The sequence below is a fragment of the Halolamina sp. genome, from assembly GCF_036626355.1.
In the GTDB taxonomy this organism is placed as follows: domain Archaea; phylum Halobacteriota; class Halobacteria; order Halobacteriales; family Haloferacaceae; genus Halolamina.
The window spans coordinates 1-16,833 of record NZ_JAZKRY010000065.1 but is presented as its reverse complement, the minus strand read 5'-3'; the positions used below and the strand labels follow the sequence as shown (position 1 = coordinate 16,833).

At 63.5% G+C, this 16,833-nt stretch carries 17 protein-coding genes and 1 tRNA gene; 9 read left to right on the top strand and 9 right to left on the bottom strand.

Translation table 11 applies throughout. The annotated features are described in order from the left end of the window. Positions 1–212 precede the first annotated feature (212 nt). Positions 213–1,382: a Xaa-Pro peptidase family protein gene (locus tag V5A38_RS10840; RefSeq protein ID WP_332325776.1), complete on the bottom strand. Its 1,170-nt coding sequence runs from the start codon at positions 1,380–1,382 to the stop codon at positions 213–215. A gap of 162 nt (positions 1,383–1,544) precedes the next feature. Here V5A38_RS10840 and V5A38_RS10835 point away from each other — a divergent pair, with 162 nt between their 5' ends. Next, complete coding sequence (locus V5A38_RS10835) at positions 1,545–2,237, top strand: DUF1028 domain-containing protein (RefSeq protein WP_332325775.1); 693 nt, start codon at positions 1,545–1,547, stop codon at positions 2,235–2,237. Between the two features lie 100 nt (positions 2,238–2,337). Here V5A38_RS10835 and V5A38_RS10830 read toward each other — a convergent pair whose 3' ends face one another. The 6 genes from V5A38_RS10830 to V5A38_RS10805 all read right to left on the bottom strand — a co-directional run bounded on the left by V5A38_RS10830 (position 2,338) and on the right by V5A38_RS10805 (position 9,458). Beyond that, positions 2,338–3,360 carry an oligopeptide/dipeptide ABC transporter ATP-binding protein gene (locus tag V5A38_RS10830; RefSeq protein ID WP_332325774.1) on the bottom strand — a complete coding sequence of 341 codons (1,023 nt, stop codon included), beginning with the start codon at positions 3,358–3,360 and terminating at the stop codon, positions 2,338–2,340. Continuing rightward, entirely contained in the window at positions 3,357–4,469 is a 1,113-nt protein-coding gene (locus V5A38_RS10825) for an ABC transporter ATP-binding protein (protein WP_332325773.1), read from the bottom strand. Before V5A38_RS10825 ends, V5A38_RS10830 begins: the two co-directional genes overlap by 4 nt. 1 nt (position 4,470) lies before the next feature. Continuing rightward, positions 4,471–5,442: an ABC transporter permease gene (locus V5A38_RS10820; RefSeq protein WP_332325772.1), complete on the bottom strand. Its 972-nt coding sequence runs from the start codon at positions 5,440–5,442 to the stop codon at positions 4,471–4,473. A 3-nt stretch (positions 5,443–5,445) separates the two neighbouring features. Then, positions 5,446–6,387: an ABC transporter permease gene (locus tag V5A38_RS10815; protein ID WP_332325771.1), complete on the bottom strand. Its 942-nt coding sequence runs from the start codon at positions 6,385–6,387 to the stop codon at positions 5,446–5,448. Positions 6,388–6,414: 27 nt separating this feature from the next. Next, complete coding sequence (locus V5A38_RS10810; protein WP_332325770.1) at positions 6,415–8,133, bottom strand: ABC transporter substrate-binding protein; 1,719 nt, start codon at positions 8,131–8,133, stop codon at positions 6,415–6,417. 212 nt (positions 8,134–8,345) lie between these two features. Then, entirely contained in the window at positions 8,346–9,458 is a 1,113-nt protein-coding gene (locus V5A38_RS10805; protein ID WP_332325769.1) for a Xaa-Pro peptidase family protein, read from the bottom strand. A gap of 201 nt (positions 9,459–9,659) precedes the next feature. Here V5A38_RS10805 and V5A38_RS10800 point away from each other — a divergent pair, with 201 nt between their 5' ends. From V5A38_RS10800 to V5A38_RS10770, 7 genes are all read left to right on the top strand, one after another. Beyond that, complete coding sequence (locus V5A38_RS10800) at positions 9,660–10,391, top strand: fumarylacetoacetate hydrolase family protein (protein WP_332325768.1); 732 nt, start codon at positions 9,660–9,662, stop codon at positions 10,389–10,391. Then, positions 10,388–10,543, top strand: coding sequence for a hypothetical protein (locus V5A38_RS10795; protein ID WP_332325767.1), 156 nt, complete (start codon positions 10,388–10,390; stop codon positions 10,541–10,543). The genes V5A38_RS10800 and V5A38_RS10795 overlap by 4 nt, the downstream gene beginning before the upstream one ends. 340 nt (positions 10,544–10,883) lie before the next feature. Further along, a complete protein-coding gene (locus V5A38_RS10790; RefSeq protein ID WP_332325766.1) occupies positions 10,884–11,060 on the top strand; it encodes a hypothetical protein in 177 nt (58 codons plus the stop codon). Next, entirely contained in the window at positions 11,053–12,555 is a 1,503-nt protein-coding gene (locus V5A38_RS10785) for a sodium:solute symporter family protein (RefSeq protein ID WP_332325765.1), read from the top strand. The genes V5A38_RS10790 and V5A38_RS10785 overlap by 8 nt, the downstream gene beginning before the upstream one ends. Before the next feature lie 113 nt (positions 12,556–12,668). Next, complete coding sequence (locus V5A38_RS10780) at positions 12,669–13,868, top strand: M20 family metallopeptidase (RefSeq protein ID WP_332325764.1); 1,200 nt, start codon at positions 12,669–12,671, stop codon at positions 13,866–13,868. An 88-nt stretch (positions 13,869–13,956) separates the two neighbouring features. Continuing rightward, entirely contained in the window at positions 13,957–14,277 is a 321-nt protein-coding gene (locus tag V5A38_RS10775) for a DUF5798 family protein (RefSeq protein ID WP_332325763.1), read from the top strand. A gap of 70 nt (positions 14,278–14,347) precedes the next feature. Continuing rightward, on the top strand, positions 14,348–15,328 hold the full coding sequence (locus tag V5A38_RS10770) for a PLP-dependent cysteine synthase family protein (RefSeq protein ID WP_332325762.1): 981 nt from the start codon (positions 14,348–14,350) through the stop codon (positions 15,326–15,328). A 90-nt stretch (positions 15,329–15,418) separates the two neighbouring features. Here the strand turns inward: V5A38_RS10770 and V5A38_RS10765 are convergent, their stop codons facing one another. Continuing rightward, positions 15,419–15,841, bottom strand: coding sequence for a CoA-binding protein (locus V5A38_RS10765; protein WP_332325761.1), 423 nt, complete (start codon positions 15,839–15,841; stop codon positions 15,419–15,421). Positions 15,842–15,911: 70 nt separating this feature from the next. Continuing rightward, entirely contained in the window at positions 15,912–16,523 is a 612-nt protein-coding gene (locus V5A38_RS10760) for a recombinase RecA (protein WP_332325760.1), read from the bottom strand. Positions 16,524–16,728: 205 nt separating this feature from the next. Here V5A38_RS10760 and V5A38_RS10755 point away from each other — a divergent pair. Then, positions 16,729–16,804, top strand: a tRNA-Arg gene (locus V5A38_RS10755). Positions 16,805–16,833 lie beyond the last annotated feature (29 nt).

The following is a 16,833-nucleotide window of genomic DNA, read 5'->3' as shown; positions in this document are numbered from 1 at the left end:
GGTCGCGATAGGCGACGACGAGGAAGGGACGCCCGCGGATCTTGTCGGGTTCGCAACCAGCCCCCTTGCCGACGTGACGGCCACAGGCGAGCCTCGTGTCGTCCTGAAAAACGGCGAGTTGGTTCGGTCCGAGTAAGCAGGGACCGAGCCTGCCGGTGCATGCTGCCCCGACGCGATTTCGAGGATAGTCGTTTGACGGACCTGGTCTCCGGCTATACCGGGATGGTGAGTCGCTCCAGGTCCCGCGGGAAGTAAGTCAGCCGGTCGATGCCGTCGTCGGTCACGACCACTGTGTCCGAGTGCCGGAACCCGCCGACGTCCGGGACGTAGAGACCGGGTTCGACCGTGTACAGTTCGCCGGCGCGCAACACCCCTTCGTACCCAGTATCGAGGAAGGGCCGCTCGTGACCTTCGAGGCCGATGTTGTGGCCGACGTGATGCTGGGTGTACTCCGCGACGCCTTCGCGCTCGTAGTAGTCGGTCACGGCCGCTTCCACCGCGCTGTACTCTACCCCAGCGGCCATGGACTCGAACGCGATCTCCTGGGAGCGCTTCATGATCTCGAAAAACTCGCGCTGCTCGTCGGAGGGCTCACCGACGATGTGCGTGCGTTCCAGTTCCGTCTGGTAGCCGCCGATGGCCGAGGTGACGACGGAAACAATATTGTCGCCGGCCCGTACCGGGGTCGATTCGTCGTTCGTGTGGGGTTCGACCGTGGCGTCACCGGTCGTGAACCGGCACTGGATCGGCGGCCGGCGGTCGGTCGATTCGTACTCTGCACCGAGCGTGTCCAACATCGCCTTCCCGGCCTCGGCCTGGGCCTCCTGGCAGGCGATCGTCGGGTACCGGCCGGGCTCGATCTTCCCGGTCAGCACGTTCAGCCCGAGGTTCGCCCATCTGCTCGCCTCCCGAATCAGCTCGATCTCCGTGTCGCTTTTGACCTCCCGCATGTCGGTGATGTGGTCCTCGACGACGACCGCGCCGGGAATGCGTTGGGAGAGCGCCGTCCCCTCGTAGCCGTTCCGCGGCGGGCTCCCGTCGGCGTCGGCCACCACCGTTCCGTTGCCGATTTCGAGCGACTGGCACATCTCGGCGACCAGTCCCATCGGATCGCTCTGCGGGTAGTCGAAGTAGACGTGCACCTCGTCGATTTCGAACTCCTCGCGCTCGGCCTGGGCCTTCTCCAGTCGCGGGACCACGGCCTCGACACGGTCCTCGGTCAGCCCGAGGGCGACGGGCCGCTCGGAGGCCGCGTGGAACATGCCGCTCACGTACTCGATGTTCAGTGCGTCGAACAGCACGACACCGTCGGCGTCGGCGCGGTCAAGCAGTTCGGTCTGTCGCCGGTCGAACTCCTGTCGGGGGACGCTAAGTCGAACCATGCCCTATCTCGGGTGAGCGGGGAGAAAAAACTACCAGCCGCCCCGGGCGCACTCCCCATCCCGAGGGTACTCCTTCTCACGACGAACCGATTTCGACCAAAGAGTAATGCGAACCCATGAACGACCGAGGAGTATGGCACCAAACAGCGGAGGACTGACGAAATGACCTTCTCGATTACCGCAGCGGACCCGAAGACCGGCAAGACCGGCGTCGCAATCGCGTCCGTGTTCCCGTCCGTAGGGGCTGTCTGTCCGTGGGCGAGCGAGCACGTCGCGCTCTCGACGCAGGCGTGGGACTCGGGCGCTGACTACGGGGAACCCCTGCTCGAGATGGTGGACCGTGACCTCACGCTCCCGAGCGCCGCCGAGGCGCTGCTGAAGGACCGCCCCGGGAGTCAGGGGACCCAGCTCCACGGTATCGAAGCGAACGGTCGCACGTACGCCTACACCGGCGAGAAGGCGACCGAGTGGGCCGGCCACATCGTCGGCGACGACCACACCGCGGCGGGCAACACGCTCGCAGGAGAGGACGTGGTGACCGCGATGAGCGAGACGTTCACCGAGACGGGCGGCCGACTTACCGAGCGACTGGTGAGCGCGCTGGAGGCCGGCGAGCGGGCGGGCGGCGACAAGCGCGGGGACAACCTCAGCGCGGCAGTGCTTGTTCACGCCGACGAGTCGAAGCTCTTCCACAACCTTCGCGTCGACAAGCCGGGTGACCCGATTTCCGGGCTCTGGGACGCCTACGAAACGGCGGTCAATCACGAGGAGACCGCGGTGGACCGCGACGAGCTCGAAGCGATGTGGGGCGGCGAGTTCGACGACGCCATCATGGCGTTCCCCATCAAGTACTGAGTCCGGAGCAGGATTACTTGGCCGGTCGGATCTGCATGGCTACCTGCCGAAGGTGGATACGTCCTCAAAAGGTCACACCGATCGATCCCCACACCGGAGGTCAGTCGGTGTAGTGATGACAGGCACAGACGTGGTTGTCACCGATTTCGAGGAGTTCGGGGTCGTCGGTCTCACAGACCTCGCCGATATACTCGTGGCATCGGGTGTGGAACCGACAGCCAGACGGTGGGTTCTCCGGACTCGGGACGTCCCCTTCGAGGATGACACGGTCGCTCATCGGTTCCGGACTCGCACGCGGAACCCCGGAGATCAGCGCCTGGGTGTAGGGGTGCTTGGGTTCGTCGAACAGCCTGTCGGCCGGCGCAACTTCTGCGAGTTCGCCGAGATACATCACCGCCACCCGGTCACAGATGTGTCGGATGACACTCAGATCGTGGCTGATGAACAGGTACGTCAGGTTGTACTTGTCCTGCAGATCCTCCATCAAGTTGAGGATCTTCGCCTGCACGGAGACGTCGAGTGCGCTGGTGGGTTCGTCGGCGACCACCAGTTTCGGGTTCACCGATAGCGCCCGCGCGATGGCGATGCGTTGCTGCTGGCCCCCCGAGAACTCGTGTGGCGCGCGCTTGAGGTGGTTCTCCTGCAGGTCCACCTCCTCGATGAGTTCGTGGAGTCGGTCCTCTCGCTTCTCACGGTCCCAGTCGGTGAGCGCCCGCATCGGCTCGGTGATGAGGTCGGCGACGGTCATCCGCGGGTTCAGCGACGACCCGGGGTCCTGGAAGATGATCTGGACGTCCTGTCGGAGTTCACGCAGGCGGTTCTTCGGCGCTTCGGTGATGTCCTCGCCGTCGAAGTAAATGCTGCCCTCCGTGGCGTCGTGGAGGCGAACGAGGGTCTTTCCGAGTGTGGACTTCCCACAGCCTGACTCGCCGACGAGGCCGAGCGTCTCGCCGGCCTCGAGGCTGAAGCTCACGCCGTCGACGGCCTTCACGTCGCCGACGTGGCGCCGCAGGATGCCGCCTTTGATCGGGAAGTACTTCCGGACGTCTTCGGCGACAAGTAGCCCGTCGTCGGCGTCGGCTGTGTCGGTCGCCTCGGCCGTGCTGGATGTTCCGGTGCTCATGCGTCGTCCACCCCCTCTGGCCGAACGGTCTCGTCAGAACCGGCTTCGATCGGCCACGGCGGGTTCTCCTCTCGCTGGTTGTCGTAGAGGTGACAGGCGACCTCGTGATCGCTGGTGCCGAGTTCCGGTGGCGTTTCCAGCGGCGGTTCGACCGTATCACAGACGTCCCCGATATACTGGGGACACCGGCTGGCGAACCGACAGCCCGATGGCGGGTTGATGAGTTCTGGAACGGTCCCCTCGATCGTCGGCAGTCGGTCCGAGCGCGTCTCCAGTGACGGGATGCTCTCGGCGAGCTTTCGAGTGTAGGGGTGCAGCGGCGCTTCGAACAGTGTCCGCATCTCGCAGTCCTCGACTACCGTTCCCGCGTACATGACCCCGACCCGGTCGGCGATCTCAGAGATGACCGCCAGATCGTGAGAGATGAACAACACGCTCATCTCGAACTCCTCCCGGAGATCGGTGAGCAGGTCCATGATCTGGGCCTGGATGGTCACGTCGAGTGCGGTCGTTGGCTCGTCGGCGATGAGCAGTTTCGGCTCGGTGATGAGCGCCATAGCGATGACCACGCGCTGGCGCATCCCGCCCGAGAGCGCGTCCGGGTACTCGTCCATCAGGCGCTCGGCGTCGGCAAGACCGACCGCGTCGAGCATCTCGACCGCCCGTTCGTGAGCTTCCTCGTCGGAGATATCGCGGTGGGCGAGCAGCGGCTCTTTGACCTGGTGGCCAATCGACAACACCGGGTTCAGCGACGACATCGGGTCCTGGTAGATCATCGTGATGTCGTCGCCTCGAATCTCGTTGCGCTCCTTGTCGGAGAGGTCGAGCAGTTCCTGTCCGTCGTACCGGATCGAGCCGCCGACGACGTCAGCTGGCGGCGACTGCAACAGCCCCATCGTCGAGAGCGCGGTGACTGACTTGCCACAGCCGCTCTCACCGATGACGCCGAGCACCTCGTCGCGACCGATACTCAACGAGACGCCGTCGAGCGCTTCGACGGTTCCTTCCTCGGTGTGGAAGTGGACCTGCAGGTCGTCGATCTCCAGGAGTGGTTCGCCCGCAGTCGTTCCGTGACGCGTCGATTCGGTCGTAGTTCGTGGTTCAGACATATTAGCGCACCTGCCGTGGGTCGAGTGCGTCTCTGAGGCCGTCGCCCAGTCCGTTGAAGCCGATGACGGTCACCATGATGGCGAGTCCCGGGAAGGTCGCAATCCACCACGCATCAGTGAGCTCCCCGCGGCCGGCAGCCAGGATGGCTCCCCATTCGGGTGCTGGTGGCTGTACACCCATCCCGAGGAAGGAGAGGCCGGCGCTCCAGAGGATGACCGTTGGAATCGTCAGCGTCGCGTAGACGATAATGCTCGAGGCAGCGTTCGGGAGGACGTACCGGGTGATCGTCCGGAAGTCGCTCAGTCCCGCAGCGTTCGCGGAGTCGATATACTCCTCCTCCATGACGCTCTTGACGTCCCCGCGGACCAGGCGAGCGAACCCCCGCCAGCCAACGAGGCTGACCGCGACGATGAGCGGGAACAACCCCCCGCCCAGCATCCCAGCGATTGCAAGCGCCAACACGAGCGCCGGCATCGAGAGCGCGATATCGACGAGTCGCATGATGACGGACTCGGTGTAACCGCCGTAGTAGCCGGCGACCAGACCCAGCGTCACGCCCAGTATCATCTCGATGCCGACGATGACGACGCCGAGGAACACCGCGTAGCGGGTGCCGTAGACGACTCTCGAAAACACGTCGCGACCGTACGTGTCGGTCCCGAACGGGTGAGAGAGGCTCGGCGGTTCCTTCAGCGCCTGGTAGTTCTGCTCGGCGGGTTCGAACGGCGCGATGAAGTCGGCAAACGCCGCAGTGAACAGCAATAGAGCCACGACGAACAGCCCGAACACCGCAAAGCGGTTCTGCATGATTCGCGCAGAGATGACCCTGATACGGTCCAGGCGGGTGGTTGCGCCTTCGGCGTCAGCCGGGGCCTCCCCCGCTGCGGGGGGTTCCGACACTGTGACCTCGGCGCCGCCGTCCGTTGCTGCAGCGTCTGTCCCGTCTCCGTCTGTGTGTGTGTCAGTTGGCATCGGTTATTCGTACTCGATTCGGGGGTCGAAGTAGCTGTACGCGATGTCCACGAGCAGGTTCGAGAAGATGACGATGACGGCGTACACTAACACGAGACCCTGGACGATCGGGTAGTCGCGCTGTAACACCGAGTTGACGAGCAACCGCCCCATCCCCGGCCACGAGAACACCGTCTCGATGATGACCGACCCCGAGAAGATAAACGGGATCTGGAGCCCGATGAGGGTGATGATGGGAATCATCGCGTTCTTCATCGCGTGGGTGTAGATCACCGCCGTCTCGCCGATGCCCTTGCCTCGGGCGGTCCGGATGTAGTCCTCGTTGAGGATTTCGAGCATCGACGAGCGGGTCATCCTGGTGAGCAATCCCGCGCGCCTGGTTCCTGTAGCGACCGCCGGAAGGATGAGCGACATCAGCCACGTCGCCCCGAGCACTGGTGTCGAGCGCCCCGATATGGGGAAGATGCTCCACTCGACCGAGAACAGGAGCAGGAGGATGAGCGCCAGCCAGAACGACGGCATCGACAGCCAGAAGATGGCAAACACCATCGAGGAAGTGTCGATCCAGGAGTACTGTCTGACGGCACTGATGACGCCCAGCGGGAGCGCGATTATCAGCGTGAGCATCATCGACGCGAGAGCGAGTTCCATCGTCGGCGGGAACCGGCGAGCGATCATCGCGCTCACGGGCCGGCCGGTCCGCACCGACTCACCGAGGTCGAAGTGGAGCACACCCCATAACCACTCGAGATAGCGGAGCCACGGCGGCTGGTTGAGACCCATCTGCCGCTCGAGCTCCCGGACGGCTTCGGGCTGGGCGTTCATCCCCAGCGCGATGCGTGCCGGGTTCCCCGGGGCGAGGTAGACGATCAGCGAGATCACGACCGTCACCCCGATGAGAACGGGTATCGTTACGAGTAATCGTCGAGCGATATACTTGAGCATAGCTGGAAAGTGAGGGGGAGGGCCTGGTTACAGGCTGAATTCGAGCCGGTTCATCCACTCCTGGTCGGGCCACCACGGATGCTCCGTCCAGTTGTCGATGCCTTTGACGGAGTTCTTGTAGCCGTACACCTTGTTGAACGCACAGATCGGTGTTACCGGTGCCTCTTCGAGCACGAGCTCTTGGGCTTCCACGATGGCCTCCTCGCGGTCCGACTCGTTCGGACTGGTCTTGGCGTCGTTGATGAGCTGGTCGAACTCGTCGTTCTGCCAGAGCGAGAAGTTCGACCCGCCCTGGTCCGCCGAATTGTCCCCTTTCAGGATGGGCTCCATCGCGTTGACGGCCCAGTTGCCACCGTACGCCATCGTGGTTATGTGGTGTTCGCCGCCTTCCAGATTGTTGTACAGCGTCCCGGCTTCGAGCACCTCGAGTTGGGCGTTGATTCCCACCTCTTTGAGCATCGGGGCGATGACCTCCCCCATCTTCTTGTAGCGTGGGATGGTGAACGCGTAGAATGTCAGATTCATTTCCTGCCCGTCTTTGGTCCGGGTCTGGCCCTCGCTGGAGTTCGTCCAGCCCTCCTGTTCGAGCAGTTCGCGCGCCTTCGCCTGGTCGAACTGCTCACCGAGTTCCTTCGAACTGTCTTCCCCGACTGCGTTGACTGCGATGGGTGGGACGATGTTCCAGATCTGGTACCCCTCGCCACCGAGTGCAGCCTCGATAACCGGGCCCTTGTCGACGGCGTGGTTGATTGCTCGCCTGACGTTCACGTTGCTCGTCGGCTCCTTCTTCGTGTTGATGGCGAGGAACCCTGGACGGGTGTACTCCTTCCGGAGGAGGCTCGCGTCGCTCGAGTTTTCGACCTCTCCCGTGTCCGAGAGGGTAAGATACGAGGAGCCGTGGACCTCGCCGTCGGTCAGTTCGTTCAGTAGCGTCGTGGCCTCCGGGTGGTGTTCGAACCGGAACTCCTCGGGCATTCCAGGACCTTGATTCTCGAGGTACTCCGGCCCCCAGTCGTACTCCTCGAACCGGGACACGGTGACAGCAGTCCCCCGTCGCCATTCCCCCCATTTGTACGGGCCGGTACCAACAGCGATGTCCTGCCCGTAGTTTTCGGCTTCCTCGAACGCCTTCTGAGAGGTGAACCCGGTCAGCGGGTTCGTGAGGTATCGCGGAAGGAGCGGATAGGAGTCCTCGAAGGTGACGGTTACCTCGTAGTCGCCCGTCTCCTCGAAGGAGTCCGCCGGCGCGAGGAGGAACTGCTGGGGGGAGTTCTCGACGAACCGCTCCCAGCTCCACACGACGTCGCTGGCGGTGAGTTCCTCGCCGTCGTGGAACATAATCCCCTCCTCGAGCGTGAACGTGTACTCGGTGGCGTCGTCGTTGACCGACCAGTCCGCGGCGAGATGGGCCTGGGGCTCCAGATCCTCGTTGATCCGAAACATCGGCTCGTGGATCGCCGACAGGACGGTCTGCTCCGGTCGTCGCGTAGCTTTCTGGAGGTCGAGCGTCGAGGCCTTGCTCGAACTTCCGATCACGAACGTTCCCCCCATGGAGGTTTCCCCGCCGTTCGTATCGGTGGCTTCGTCACTCGTGTCGGTGCCCTCACCGCTTGTTGGGGTGCCCCCGTCTGCCGGATCACCCTCTCCTCCCGAGGCACATCCGGCGAGTGCGACGCCCGTTCCGCTGACACCAATCGTCTCGAGATACCGTCGCCGACTCACACGCCTATGGCCTTCATCAGACATGGTACTTAGTCACAATCGGGTCGCTGTTCACTATTAGGTCTTTCGTTACCGAGCCCCGTTTCGTCTCTGGATTGTCACCCGTTGTCACGCCTGCTCGGTGGGAATCTCCTGGCGAATTATTACAAATCAAGAGTTTTGCTATCAAGGCAATTGGGTCGAGACGGTGACCGTTCGGAGACGAGTGCGAGGAAACGGAACGAGTGGACGACCCGTCAGAGCACCTGAAGGTCTCGCGGGAAGGAGGTCAGCACTTCGGGGCCGTCCTCGGTGAGCACTATGTCGTCCTCGACACGGACGCCGGCGAACCCCTCGACGTAGACGCCGGGTTCGACAGTGAAGGCGTGTCCCACCTCCAGCGGCGTTTCGTTCCCCTCCACCAGATACGGTGGCTCGTGGCCTTCGAGCCCGAGCCCGTGGCCGACGCGATGGGGGTAGTCGTCGCCGTAGCCGGCGTCCTCGATGACCGTCCGCGAGGCACGGTCGATCTCCTGCAGCGGGACGCCCTCGACGACGCTTTCGCGCGCCGAGCGGGCGGATTCCTGCACAACGTCGTAGATCTCGCGGAACTGGTCGCTGGCTTCCCCGACCGCGAAGGTCCGGGTGATATCGGAGTAGTAGCCTTCGTAGATGACGCCGGCGTCGATCAACAGCGGGTCGCCGTACTCGATGACCCGGTCGGAGGTGTTGGTGTGGGGCTTGGCAGTGTTCGGGCCGCTGGCGACGATGGCGACGCCGAGTGAGTCGGCGTCGCTATCGATGACTTCCTTGTGGAGAACGCCCTGCACCTCGGCCTCGGTCATCCCCGGTTCGACGGCGTCCACGGTGGTGCCGAGAATCTCGTCGATGAGCTCCGCCGCGCGCCGGAGATGCTCGATTTCCGTCTCGTCCTTGTGCGAGCGGAGGTCGGCGGCGGCGTCCTCGAGGTCGACCACGTCGTCCCAGTCGAACGCCGATTCGACGACCTCGAACTCCACGAGCCGAGAGGAGCGGAACTCCATGGCCAGGTCGCCCTCGACGGGGCGTGCCTCCGTGAGTTCCTCGAAGGAGTCACTTGCGGCGGCCACAGGGTCGGTGGCGTCGGTGTAGACGAAGAACTCGACGTCGTCGCCGATGGTCTCCCGAACCCGGCCGGTCTCCAGGGCGGGCAGAACGAACGCCGGCGGTCGGCCGCGCTGCATCACGAGCACCGTCGGGCGCTCGCTCGTGTGCATCTCCAGCCCGGTGAGATAGCGGAGCGTCTCGCTCGGCGGGACCAGCACGGTCCCGACATCGTCGGAAACTCTGTCGAACAACGCGTCACGACGCTGTATGTCTGTCGTTGCCATGCAGTATAGCGGTGCTCACTGGTGCATAAACGCTCTGTTCCCGAAATGGCGTGCCAGGCGCTGTCGAAGACGAATCGGGGTTCCGGCGCTGTCGAAGACAGTTGCCACAGAGGGGGCCGGTGAGTGAACGTCGTGGGCGGTGTGCGAACGCCGTTCGCCGCAGCCGGAACGACTTAGCCGGCGGGGCCGGGAGTCCCTCACATGCGTCACGCACGATTCCGAGACCCAAGCGGTGCGGTGCGACGCGGCGAATGGCACGGCGACGCCGTCTCCTTTGCCGGTGAGCGCTACGATCTCGAGGAGGTCGAACTGCTCGCCCCGACCGAACCGAGCAAGATCGTCTGTGTGGGGAGAAACTACGTCGCCCACGCTGAGGAAACTGATTCCGACGTGCCCGACCGGCCGCTGCTGTTCCTCAAGGGGCCGAACACTGTCGCGGGCCACGGTGATACCGTCACCCTCCCCGAAGGGAAAGAGCGCGTCGAGTGGGAGGCTGAGCTGGGCGTCGTCATCAGCGACCAGGCCAAGAACGTCGACGCCGAGGACGCCATGGAGTACGTGGAGGGGTTCACCTGCGTCGACGACGTGTCGAACCGCGACGACCAGCGCACTGAGTCTCAGTGGGTACGCGGGAAGGCGTTTGACGGCGCCGCGCCCATCGGGCCATGTCTCGCAGACCCCGAGCACGTCCCTGCGGACGCCGAAATCCGGAGCATCGTGAACGGCGAGGTGAAACAGGCCGCCACAACCGACCTGCTGGTGTTCGACGTTCCGACGCTCATCGAGGAGATAACGAGCTATCTCACGCTCGAGGCTGGCGACGTTATCGCAACAGGGACGCCGGAGGGAGTCGGGCCGTTCGAGGACGGCGACGAGGTGGAGATCGAGGTCGAGGGTGTCGGCACCCTCGAGCACAGCGTTCGTCGGCCGTGATTCTGCGCGTCTGGCACGGCTGGACGGCACCGGAGGACCCAGAGGCATACGAGGCCTTCCTGGCCGGTGAAGGCGACCCGGACCGAACAGGCGGGTCGGACAGCGAGGAGTCGCAACTGGCGCCGATGGCCGGTGACGGCTACCGCAGCTAACACCTGGCGCGGCGCGAGGACGGCGACGAGGGAGAGTTCGTCACGATTCTGCGGTTCGATGATTACGACGCCGTCGAGGTATTTGCCGGCGAGGAGTACAACCAGGCCGACGTTCCTGACCCGATGGGACGACTCGGTGGCCCACGACGAACGACGGGCGGGCGAACGAATCGACTGAACGAACCAGTCCGGGAAAATTCCGGAATATAATGGAGAGTATAGAACACAGTGACGGTCTGCAGAAGAGGATATTCATTTGAAAAACTACAAATTCTCTATTGATTTCTGCTACCGCTGCCCCAATCTTTATAAGCTTCCACTTACCCGAGAGTATCGTACTATGACGATACTTGGCATGCCAACCGCGATGTTCCTCGTGTTCGTCGCGACACTGATCGCCGGGAGCATCGGGGCACTCCATTACCTGATCGTGCACATCATCATGGGTAAACCGGTCGCGGAGAACATCCGTGAGGAACAGATGCCGGAGACAGACGGAGGGGTGGACAATGCCTGACCTCGGCACGCTCGGCCTCGCACCGACGCTGCTTCAGAACGGCGTTACCGGGGACACCAACCCTGTGTACCTCGGAATCTTCGTCCTGTACCTGTTGCTCGTTCTCGGGATCGGGGCGTGGGCGTATCGGAAGACAGACACCGTCGGCGACTTCTGGGTGTACGGGAAGGAACTGGGCCCGTGGCTGGCGACGTGGTCCTACGTGGCCAACTTCGTCAGCGCGGTCAGCGTCATCGGCTTCGTCGGAGCCGTCTACGGCGGCGGCTACTCGATACTGACTGGCATCATCTTCGGGCTGATGCTCGGCGTCAGTGGCCTCTACTTCGTGGTTCACAAGATCCGGGAACTCAACCACGTCACGTTCCCCGACATCATCGCCGAAATCACCGGCTACGAGGTAGCCAGGCCGATCACCGGGTTCGTCCTGCTCGGGAACGCGTGGGTCTACCTGATCATGCAACTCGTCGGCGCGGGCCTGCTGGTGACGGTCATCACGGGCGTCCCCTACGAGTATATGGTCTGGGTCATCGGGTTCGTCTTCATCGCCTACACGGTGATGGGCGGGCTGATCAGCGTGGCCTGGACCGACCTGGTCCAGGGGACGCTGATGGTGGCGACGGTGGCAGTCGCGCTCGTGTTCATGGTGTTCGACCTGGGCGGACTCGTGAGCATCAACAGCCAGTTCGCGGCAATGAGTTCTGCAAACGTCGCTCCTCTTGGCGAAGGAACTTACACCGTGTTGGGGGTCCTCGCCTCGATTGTCGCGTTCTTCGGAACGATCTTCACGTCCCAGAACACGATCGTCCGAATCAACGCGACCAAGGACATCAAAACCGCGAAGGTTCACCTCGCGGCCGGCGGATTGATCCTGTCGGTGTTCTACGTCATGCTGATTCTGCTTGGCGGTGCGACCACCGTGGCACTCGAAAACGCCGGACTGGCTGTTGACAACGTCGACCGGGCGTTCCCAGTGCTCATCACGGAGTACGTGCCCACGGTCGTCGGGACGGTCATCATCGTGGCCATCCTCAGCGGCATCCTTTCGACGACCGACACGCGACTGCACTCCTGTGGAGTCACCACCTCGCGAGACATCTACGACTACTTCACCGACGGTGAAACGAGCGGTGAGAAGCTGATGAGAGTGTCCCGTATCTCGACGATTGGCTTCGGTATCGCTGCGACCGGCATCGCTGTCAACCCACCGGGAACGATCATCAGTCTGTACAACTGGCGAGCGATCCTGCTGACGAGCGCGCTCCTCATCCCGGTTTACGTCACGCTGTACAGGCGTGAGATGTCCGGGGAGGCAGTGTTGCTGTCGATCGTCCTCGGGACCGCCTTCGGGCCGGGGTGGGAGGCCCTCGGGTCTCCGCTCGGCGTCCCAGCGACGTTCATGGGCGTCGGGATGTCGATCCTCGGATTGGTCGCTGGCCACTTAGTCTGGCAGGGCCAGGAAGGCGTGCGGCCCCAGCCGACGGCCAGCGACGACTGACCGGCGCTCGGGGTCGTCCCGTCGATTTCCGCAACCGGTAATCCGTTGTCGACCGAGAGTGTACAGTTCCATGGCCCCACCGGACCCGCAGACCAGATTCCCTCCCGATACCAATGCCACCGACACGAAACTCTTCCGAGACAGACACCGACGCACAGACAGCGACCGATGACGAGCTTTCCGGCCTGATCGCCGAGCTGGTCTCCCGCGAATCCGAGAACCCGCCCGGTAACGAACGCCCCGTCGCCGAGTTCATCCACGGCTGGTTCGCGGACCGTGGAATCGATGCCGACCTGGTCGAGGAGCCCTACGAGGACCGCCCGCAGGTAGCTGCACGCGTCGGCGATGGCGAGCCTGCAATCGTCCTCAACGGGCACATCGACGTGGTGCCCGCGGGGAAGCGCTCCGAGTGGAGTCACGACCCCTACGGCGCGGAAATCGAGAGCGACCGGCTCTTCGGCCGGGGGAGCGTCGACATGAAAACCGGCGTCGCCGTCGCGATGCGGGCGCTGGCCGACCTCGAACCTGGGCTGACATCGGGCGAGATCGACGGCTCGCTGGTGTTCCAGGCCGCCATCGGTGAGGAGACAGCCGAACCCGGAACGAAGCGGCTGCTGGAGCTCGGGTACGACGGCGAGTACGGGATCGTGCTCGAACCGACGGAGCTCCGGACCGCAACCAGCGAGAAGGGGCTGGCGTGGTACGAAATCACCGTCGGCGGGGAGCCCTCCCATGCGAGCCGACCGGACCAGGGCAGCAACGCCATCCAGAAGGCCCGGCCGGTGCTCGACGCGCTCGCAGCCTACGACGAGCGGGTACGCCAGCGAACCGACCCGCTGGTGGGGCAGGCCTACGCCACCGTAACCGAGTTCGAGGCCGGAACGAAGGAGAACGTCGTCCCCGAAGAGGCAGTCGTCACGGTCGACCGACGATTCCTCCCCGAGGAGTCCGCCGAAGCTATCGACGCCGAGTTCGAAGAGCTGCTCTCGGACGTTGCCGCCGAGCACGACGTCGAGGTATCGTGGGAGCGGACTCGGACGTACGAATCGGCAGCCATCTCGACGGAGAGCCGAATCGCAGAGGTGATACGCGGCCACAGCGCCGTGGAAGCAGATGTCTCGACCGAGCCATGGGGGGTGAAAGCCTCGACAGACGTGCGAAATCTCGTCAACGACGCCGGGATGGAGGCAGTGACGTGGGGACCGGGTGACCTCGCGCAGGCCCACACGTACAACGAGCGCGTCGACCTCTCGGAGGCGGCGACGGGGCTGACGGTGCTGAAAGCGTCGCTCCGGGAGCTCTGGGAGGAGTAAGCAGCCGGGATACTGTTCGGCCTTCGGAACCCATTGTTCCAGGCCGACCACCGGAAGGGACACAAAGCTCCATCCCTACAACACGGTTATGGGACTCGGAAGCACTGCGAAGAAGCTCCAGACTGTCGCGGAACGCGCGGAGAAAGTCTACAAGCGGCTGAATAAGCTCCGGGACGAAGTCGAGGAGACACAGAACACTGTCAAGAGTATCGAGTCCGAAGTGGCGGGACTGGAAGACGAACTCAAGGAGCAGCGGGCCGTGCTCTACGCCATCGCCGAGCAACAGGGTATCGACGCCGATGCCGTCGCCGCCGAAACTCACATCACCGAGGCAGAGGCCAAAGCGCAAGCGGCCGAGGAGACCGAGGCGGCCGAGGAAATGACGGCTCCAGAATCCGACACCGCCTGAGCCGTCAGCGATCCCGCAGCGGTCTCCGCGGATGACAAGCTACACAAGTGCTTACCGACAGTTCTTCGCTATGACCACTCACCGGGAGCCCCTCGACTCCGTGCTCGAGACCATCGGGGAAACCCCGCTCGTTCGTGTCCACGATACTCCTGACGAGGTACCGGTGTACACGAAGCTGGAGTCGTTCAACCCCGGCGCAAGCATCAAAGACCGCATCGGGAAGTACATGCTCGAAGGGATGCTCGAACAGGGCGACGTGGAGCCAGGTGGGACCATCATCGAGCCGACGGCCGGCAACACGGGAATCGGCATCGCCGTCGCGGCGGGCCAACTGAATCTAAATGCGGTGTTCGTCGTCCCCGAACGGTTCTCGGTGGAGAAACAGACGCTGATGCGCGCGCTGGGTGCCGACGTGGTGAACACACCCAGTGAGGATGGGATGTCTCGAGCCATCGACCGCGCCCAGGAACTCGCCGAGGAACTGGATAACGCAGCCGTTCCACAGCAGTTCTCGAATCCGCTGAACGCCGAGGCTCACTACGAGATGACCGCCCCTGAGATATACGATGCCCTCGACGACCAAGTCGGCGCTCTGGTCGCAGGAGTCGGCACAGCGGGCACGCTGATGGGAATGGCGCGCTACGGTCGCGAGCAGCACGCGGACACGCACGTCGTCGCCGTCGAACCCGAAGGCTCGCTGTACGGCACGCTGCTGGGCGAGGAACGTGAGGAGGACGAGTACAAGACTGAGGGTATCGGTACCCACGATACGTCGACGAACCAGCTCTTCGAGCCCGAACTCGTCGACTACGTGCATGCCGTCCCCGACCGCGATTCGCACGCGGAGGTGCAGCGGCTGGCTGCCGAGGAAGGCCATCTGGTCGCCTCGAGCGCCGGTGCCAACGCCATCGCCGCCAAACGAGTCGCCGAGCGCATTCGTGACGGTGAGATCGATGCGCCCTACGACTCGGTAGTGACCGTGTTCCCGGACTCCAGCGAGCGGTACCTTTCGAAGGGGATTTACGAGAGTTTCGACGCGTGGGAGGGCTAGCCAGTCACGGCGCGTGACCTGTCGCGAGCTCCGTCTCGTAGGGGGGAACGACGCCATGACGAGACGGAGCCCAGCGGAGTTGGCGGTAGGCTACCCAACCAACCGGTCGTATTCGATTTTGAGACACCGATCCTGCACGAAATCGAGGCCCGCCTCCTCAGCACGGGTCGCTGCCTCGTCGCTCTCGATACCGAGTTGGAGCCAGACAGCGCCCGCGTCGCCCTCGGCCTCGTGTCGTTCGACAGCTTCGTCGACGACATCGGGCGTCTCCTCGCTGGGGCGGAACACGTCGACGAGGTCGATTTCTTCCTCGACGTCGGCAAGGGAGTCGTACGCCGTCTCCGCAAAAATCTCGTCCGCGTACGGGTTGATGGGAATCACGTGATAGCCACGGTCCTGGAGATAGGCCGGGACGTCGTGAGCCGCTTTGCCGGGGGTTGTCGAGCAGCCGACGACCGCGATAGTGTCGGCGTCGAGCAGCTGACGAAGCGTCTCGTCGTCGGTGATTGGCATGGGCGAATGCTCGTGATCGGCGGGGAAAAGCGTTCGTGCGCTGGAGCGAAGCCGAGCGATAGACCCTTGCTCAGGCGTTGGCCAATCGGACCCTGAGCTCCTCGCTCTCGCTGGTTTCGACGACGCCGTCGAACAGCTGCTTGAGCGTGTTGAGCGTCTGGGCGTCGTGGGCCGTTTCGTCGATGCAGAACAGTCCCAGGCCGTCGACGCTCTGGATGCGCCCGGTGAAAACGTGGAGGAACCGGAACACTGTCTGGAGGTCTGAGTACATCAGTAGCGTCGACAGCGAGTGGAGCATGACTCGGTTGCGCGCGATGTTGCGCTTCTGGTAGAACGCCTGGAGGAACTCCGAGAGCTGGATCCCGATTCCCGTCATGTCGACCGGTGAGGAGGCGTATTTGACGCGGTCCTCTTCCAGAACTTCGTCCGCGCCATGCTGTTTGCTGACGCAGTCGACGACGGCGACTGGCTTCCCTTCGTAGGGGGTGCGGCTGTCCATATCCTTCAGCACGCGAGTAGCGCTGTCCTTGGTCGTGACCACGATGGCACCCTCACCGTTTTCGACGCCGTCGGCGAGGATGTCGAGACAGAGCGAGCGTTTCCCGGTCAGGGGTGGACCCGAGAACAGGATGTTCGTTCCCGGGCTCACTTCGGCATCGAGTCGGGGATGCAGATCGTACATTATCCGGACCAGTGGGTGAGTCGCTGTGTACCCACGGCCGCGTCCTGTACTGGCTCCCCGGGAGTCATCGGCTGCTTCGAAGATACCCTGACGCATTATTATTCTTTGTGATTACTATACGTTTATGATTGTGGGCCCCGGGCCGACGGTTCACCGATGAAAAACCGCGGAACTTAACTATGGGACGGCAGTACGATTGAATAGAGGGCGCTTAGCTCAGCCTGGACAGAGTACTTGGCTTCGGACCAAGCTTGCCGCGGGTTCAAATCCTGCAGCGCCCATCATTCTGCGTGACGGGCAACATTTGGCA

Bases quoted from the DNA above. Each gene is read 5' to 3' on its own strand.
- V5A38_RS10840 (WP_332325776.1), bottom strand. From the start codon at position 1,382: ATGGTTCGACTTAGCGTCCCCCGACAGGAGTTCGACCGGCGACAGACC.
- V5A38_RS10835 (WP_332325775.1), top strand. From the start codon at position 1,545: ATGACCTTCTCGATTACCGCAGCGGACCCGAAGACCGGCAAGACCGGC.
- V5A38_RS10830 (WP_332325774.1), bottom strand. From the start codon at position 3,360: ATGAGCACCGGAACATCCAGCACGGCCGAGGCGACCGACACAGCCGAC.
- V5A38_RS10825 (WP_332325773.1), bottom strand. From the start codon at position 4,469: ATGTCTGAACCACGAACTACGACCGAATCGACGCGTCACGGAACGACT.
- V5A38_RS10820 (WP_332325772.1), bottom strand. From the start codon at position 5,442: ATGCCAACTGACACACACACAGACGGAGACGGGACAGACGCTGCAGCA.
- V5A38_RS10815 (WP_332325771.1), bottom strand. From the start codon at position 6,387: ATGCTCAAGTATATCGCTCGACGATTACTCGTAACGATACCCGTTCTC.
- V5A38_RS10810 (WP_332325770.1), bottom strand. From the start codon at position 8,133: ATGTCTGATGAAGGCCATAGGCGTGTGAGTCGGCGACGGTATCTCGAG.
- V5A38_RS10805 (WP_332325769.1), bottom strand. From the start codon at position 9,458: ATGGCAACGACAGACATACAGCGTCGTGACGCGTTGTTCGACAGAGTT.
- V5A38_RS10800 (WP_332325768.1), top strand. From the start codon at position 9,660: ATGCGTCACGCACGATTCCGAGACCCAAGCGGTGCGGTGCGACGCGGC.
- V5A38_RS10790 (WP_332325766.1), top strand. From the start codon at position 10,884: ATGACGATACTTGGCATGCCAACCGCGATGTTCCTCGTGTTCGTCGCG.
- V5A38_RS10785 (WP_332325765.1), top strand. From the start codon at position 11,053: ATGCCTGACCTCGGCACGCTCGGCCTCGCACCGACGCTGCTTCAGAAC.
- V5A38_RS10780 (WP_332325764.1), top strand. From the start codon at position 12,669: ATGCCACCGACACGAAACTCTTCCGAGACAGACACCGACGCACAGACA.
- V5A38_RS10775 (WP_332325763.1), top strand. From the start codon at position 13,957: ATGGGACTCGGAAGCACTGCGAAGAAGCTCCAGACTGTCGCGGAACGC.
- V5A38_RS10770 (WP_332325762.1), top strand. From the start codon at position 14,348: ATGACCACTCACCGGGAGCCCCTCGACTCCGTGCTCGAGACCATCGGG.
- V5A38_RS10765 (WP_332325761.1), bottom strand. From the start codon at position 15,841: ATGCCAATCACCGACGACGAGACGCTTCGTCAGCTGCTCGACGCCGAC.
- V5A38_RS10760 (WP_332325760.1), bottom strand. From the start codon at position 16,523: ATGTACGATCTGCATCCCCGACTCGATGCCGAAGTGAGCCCGGGAACG.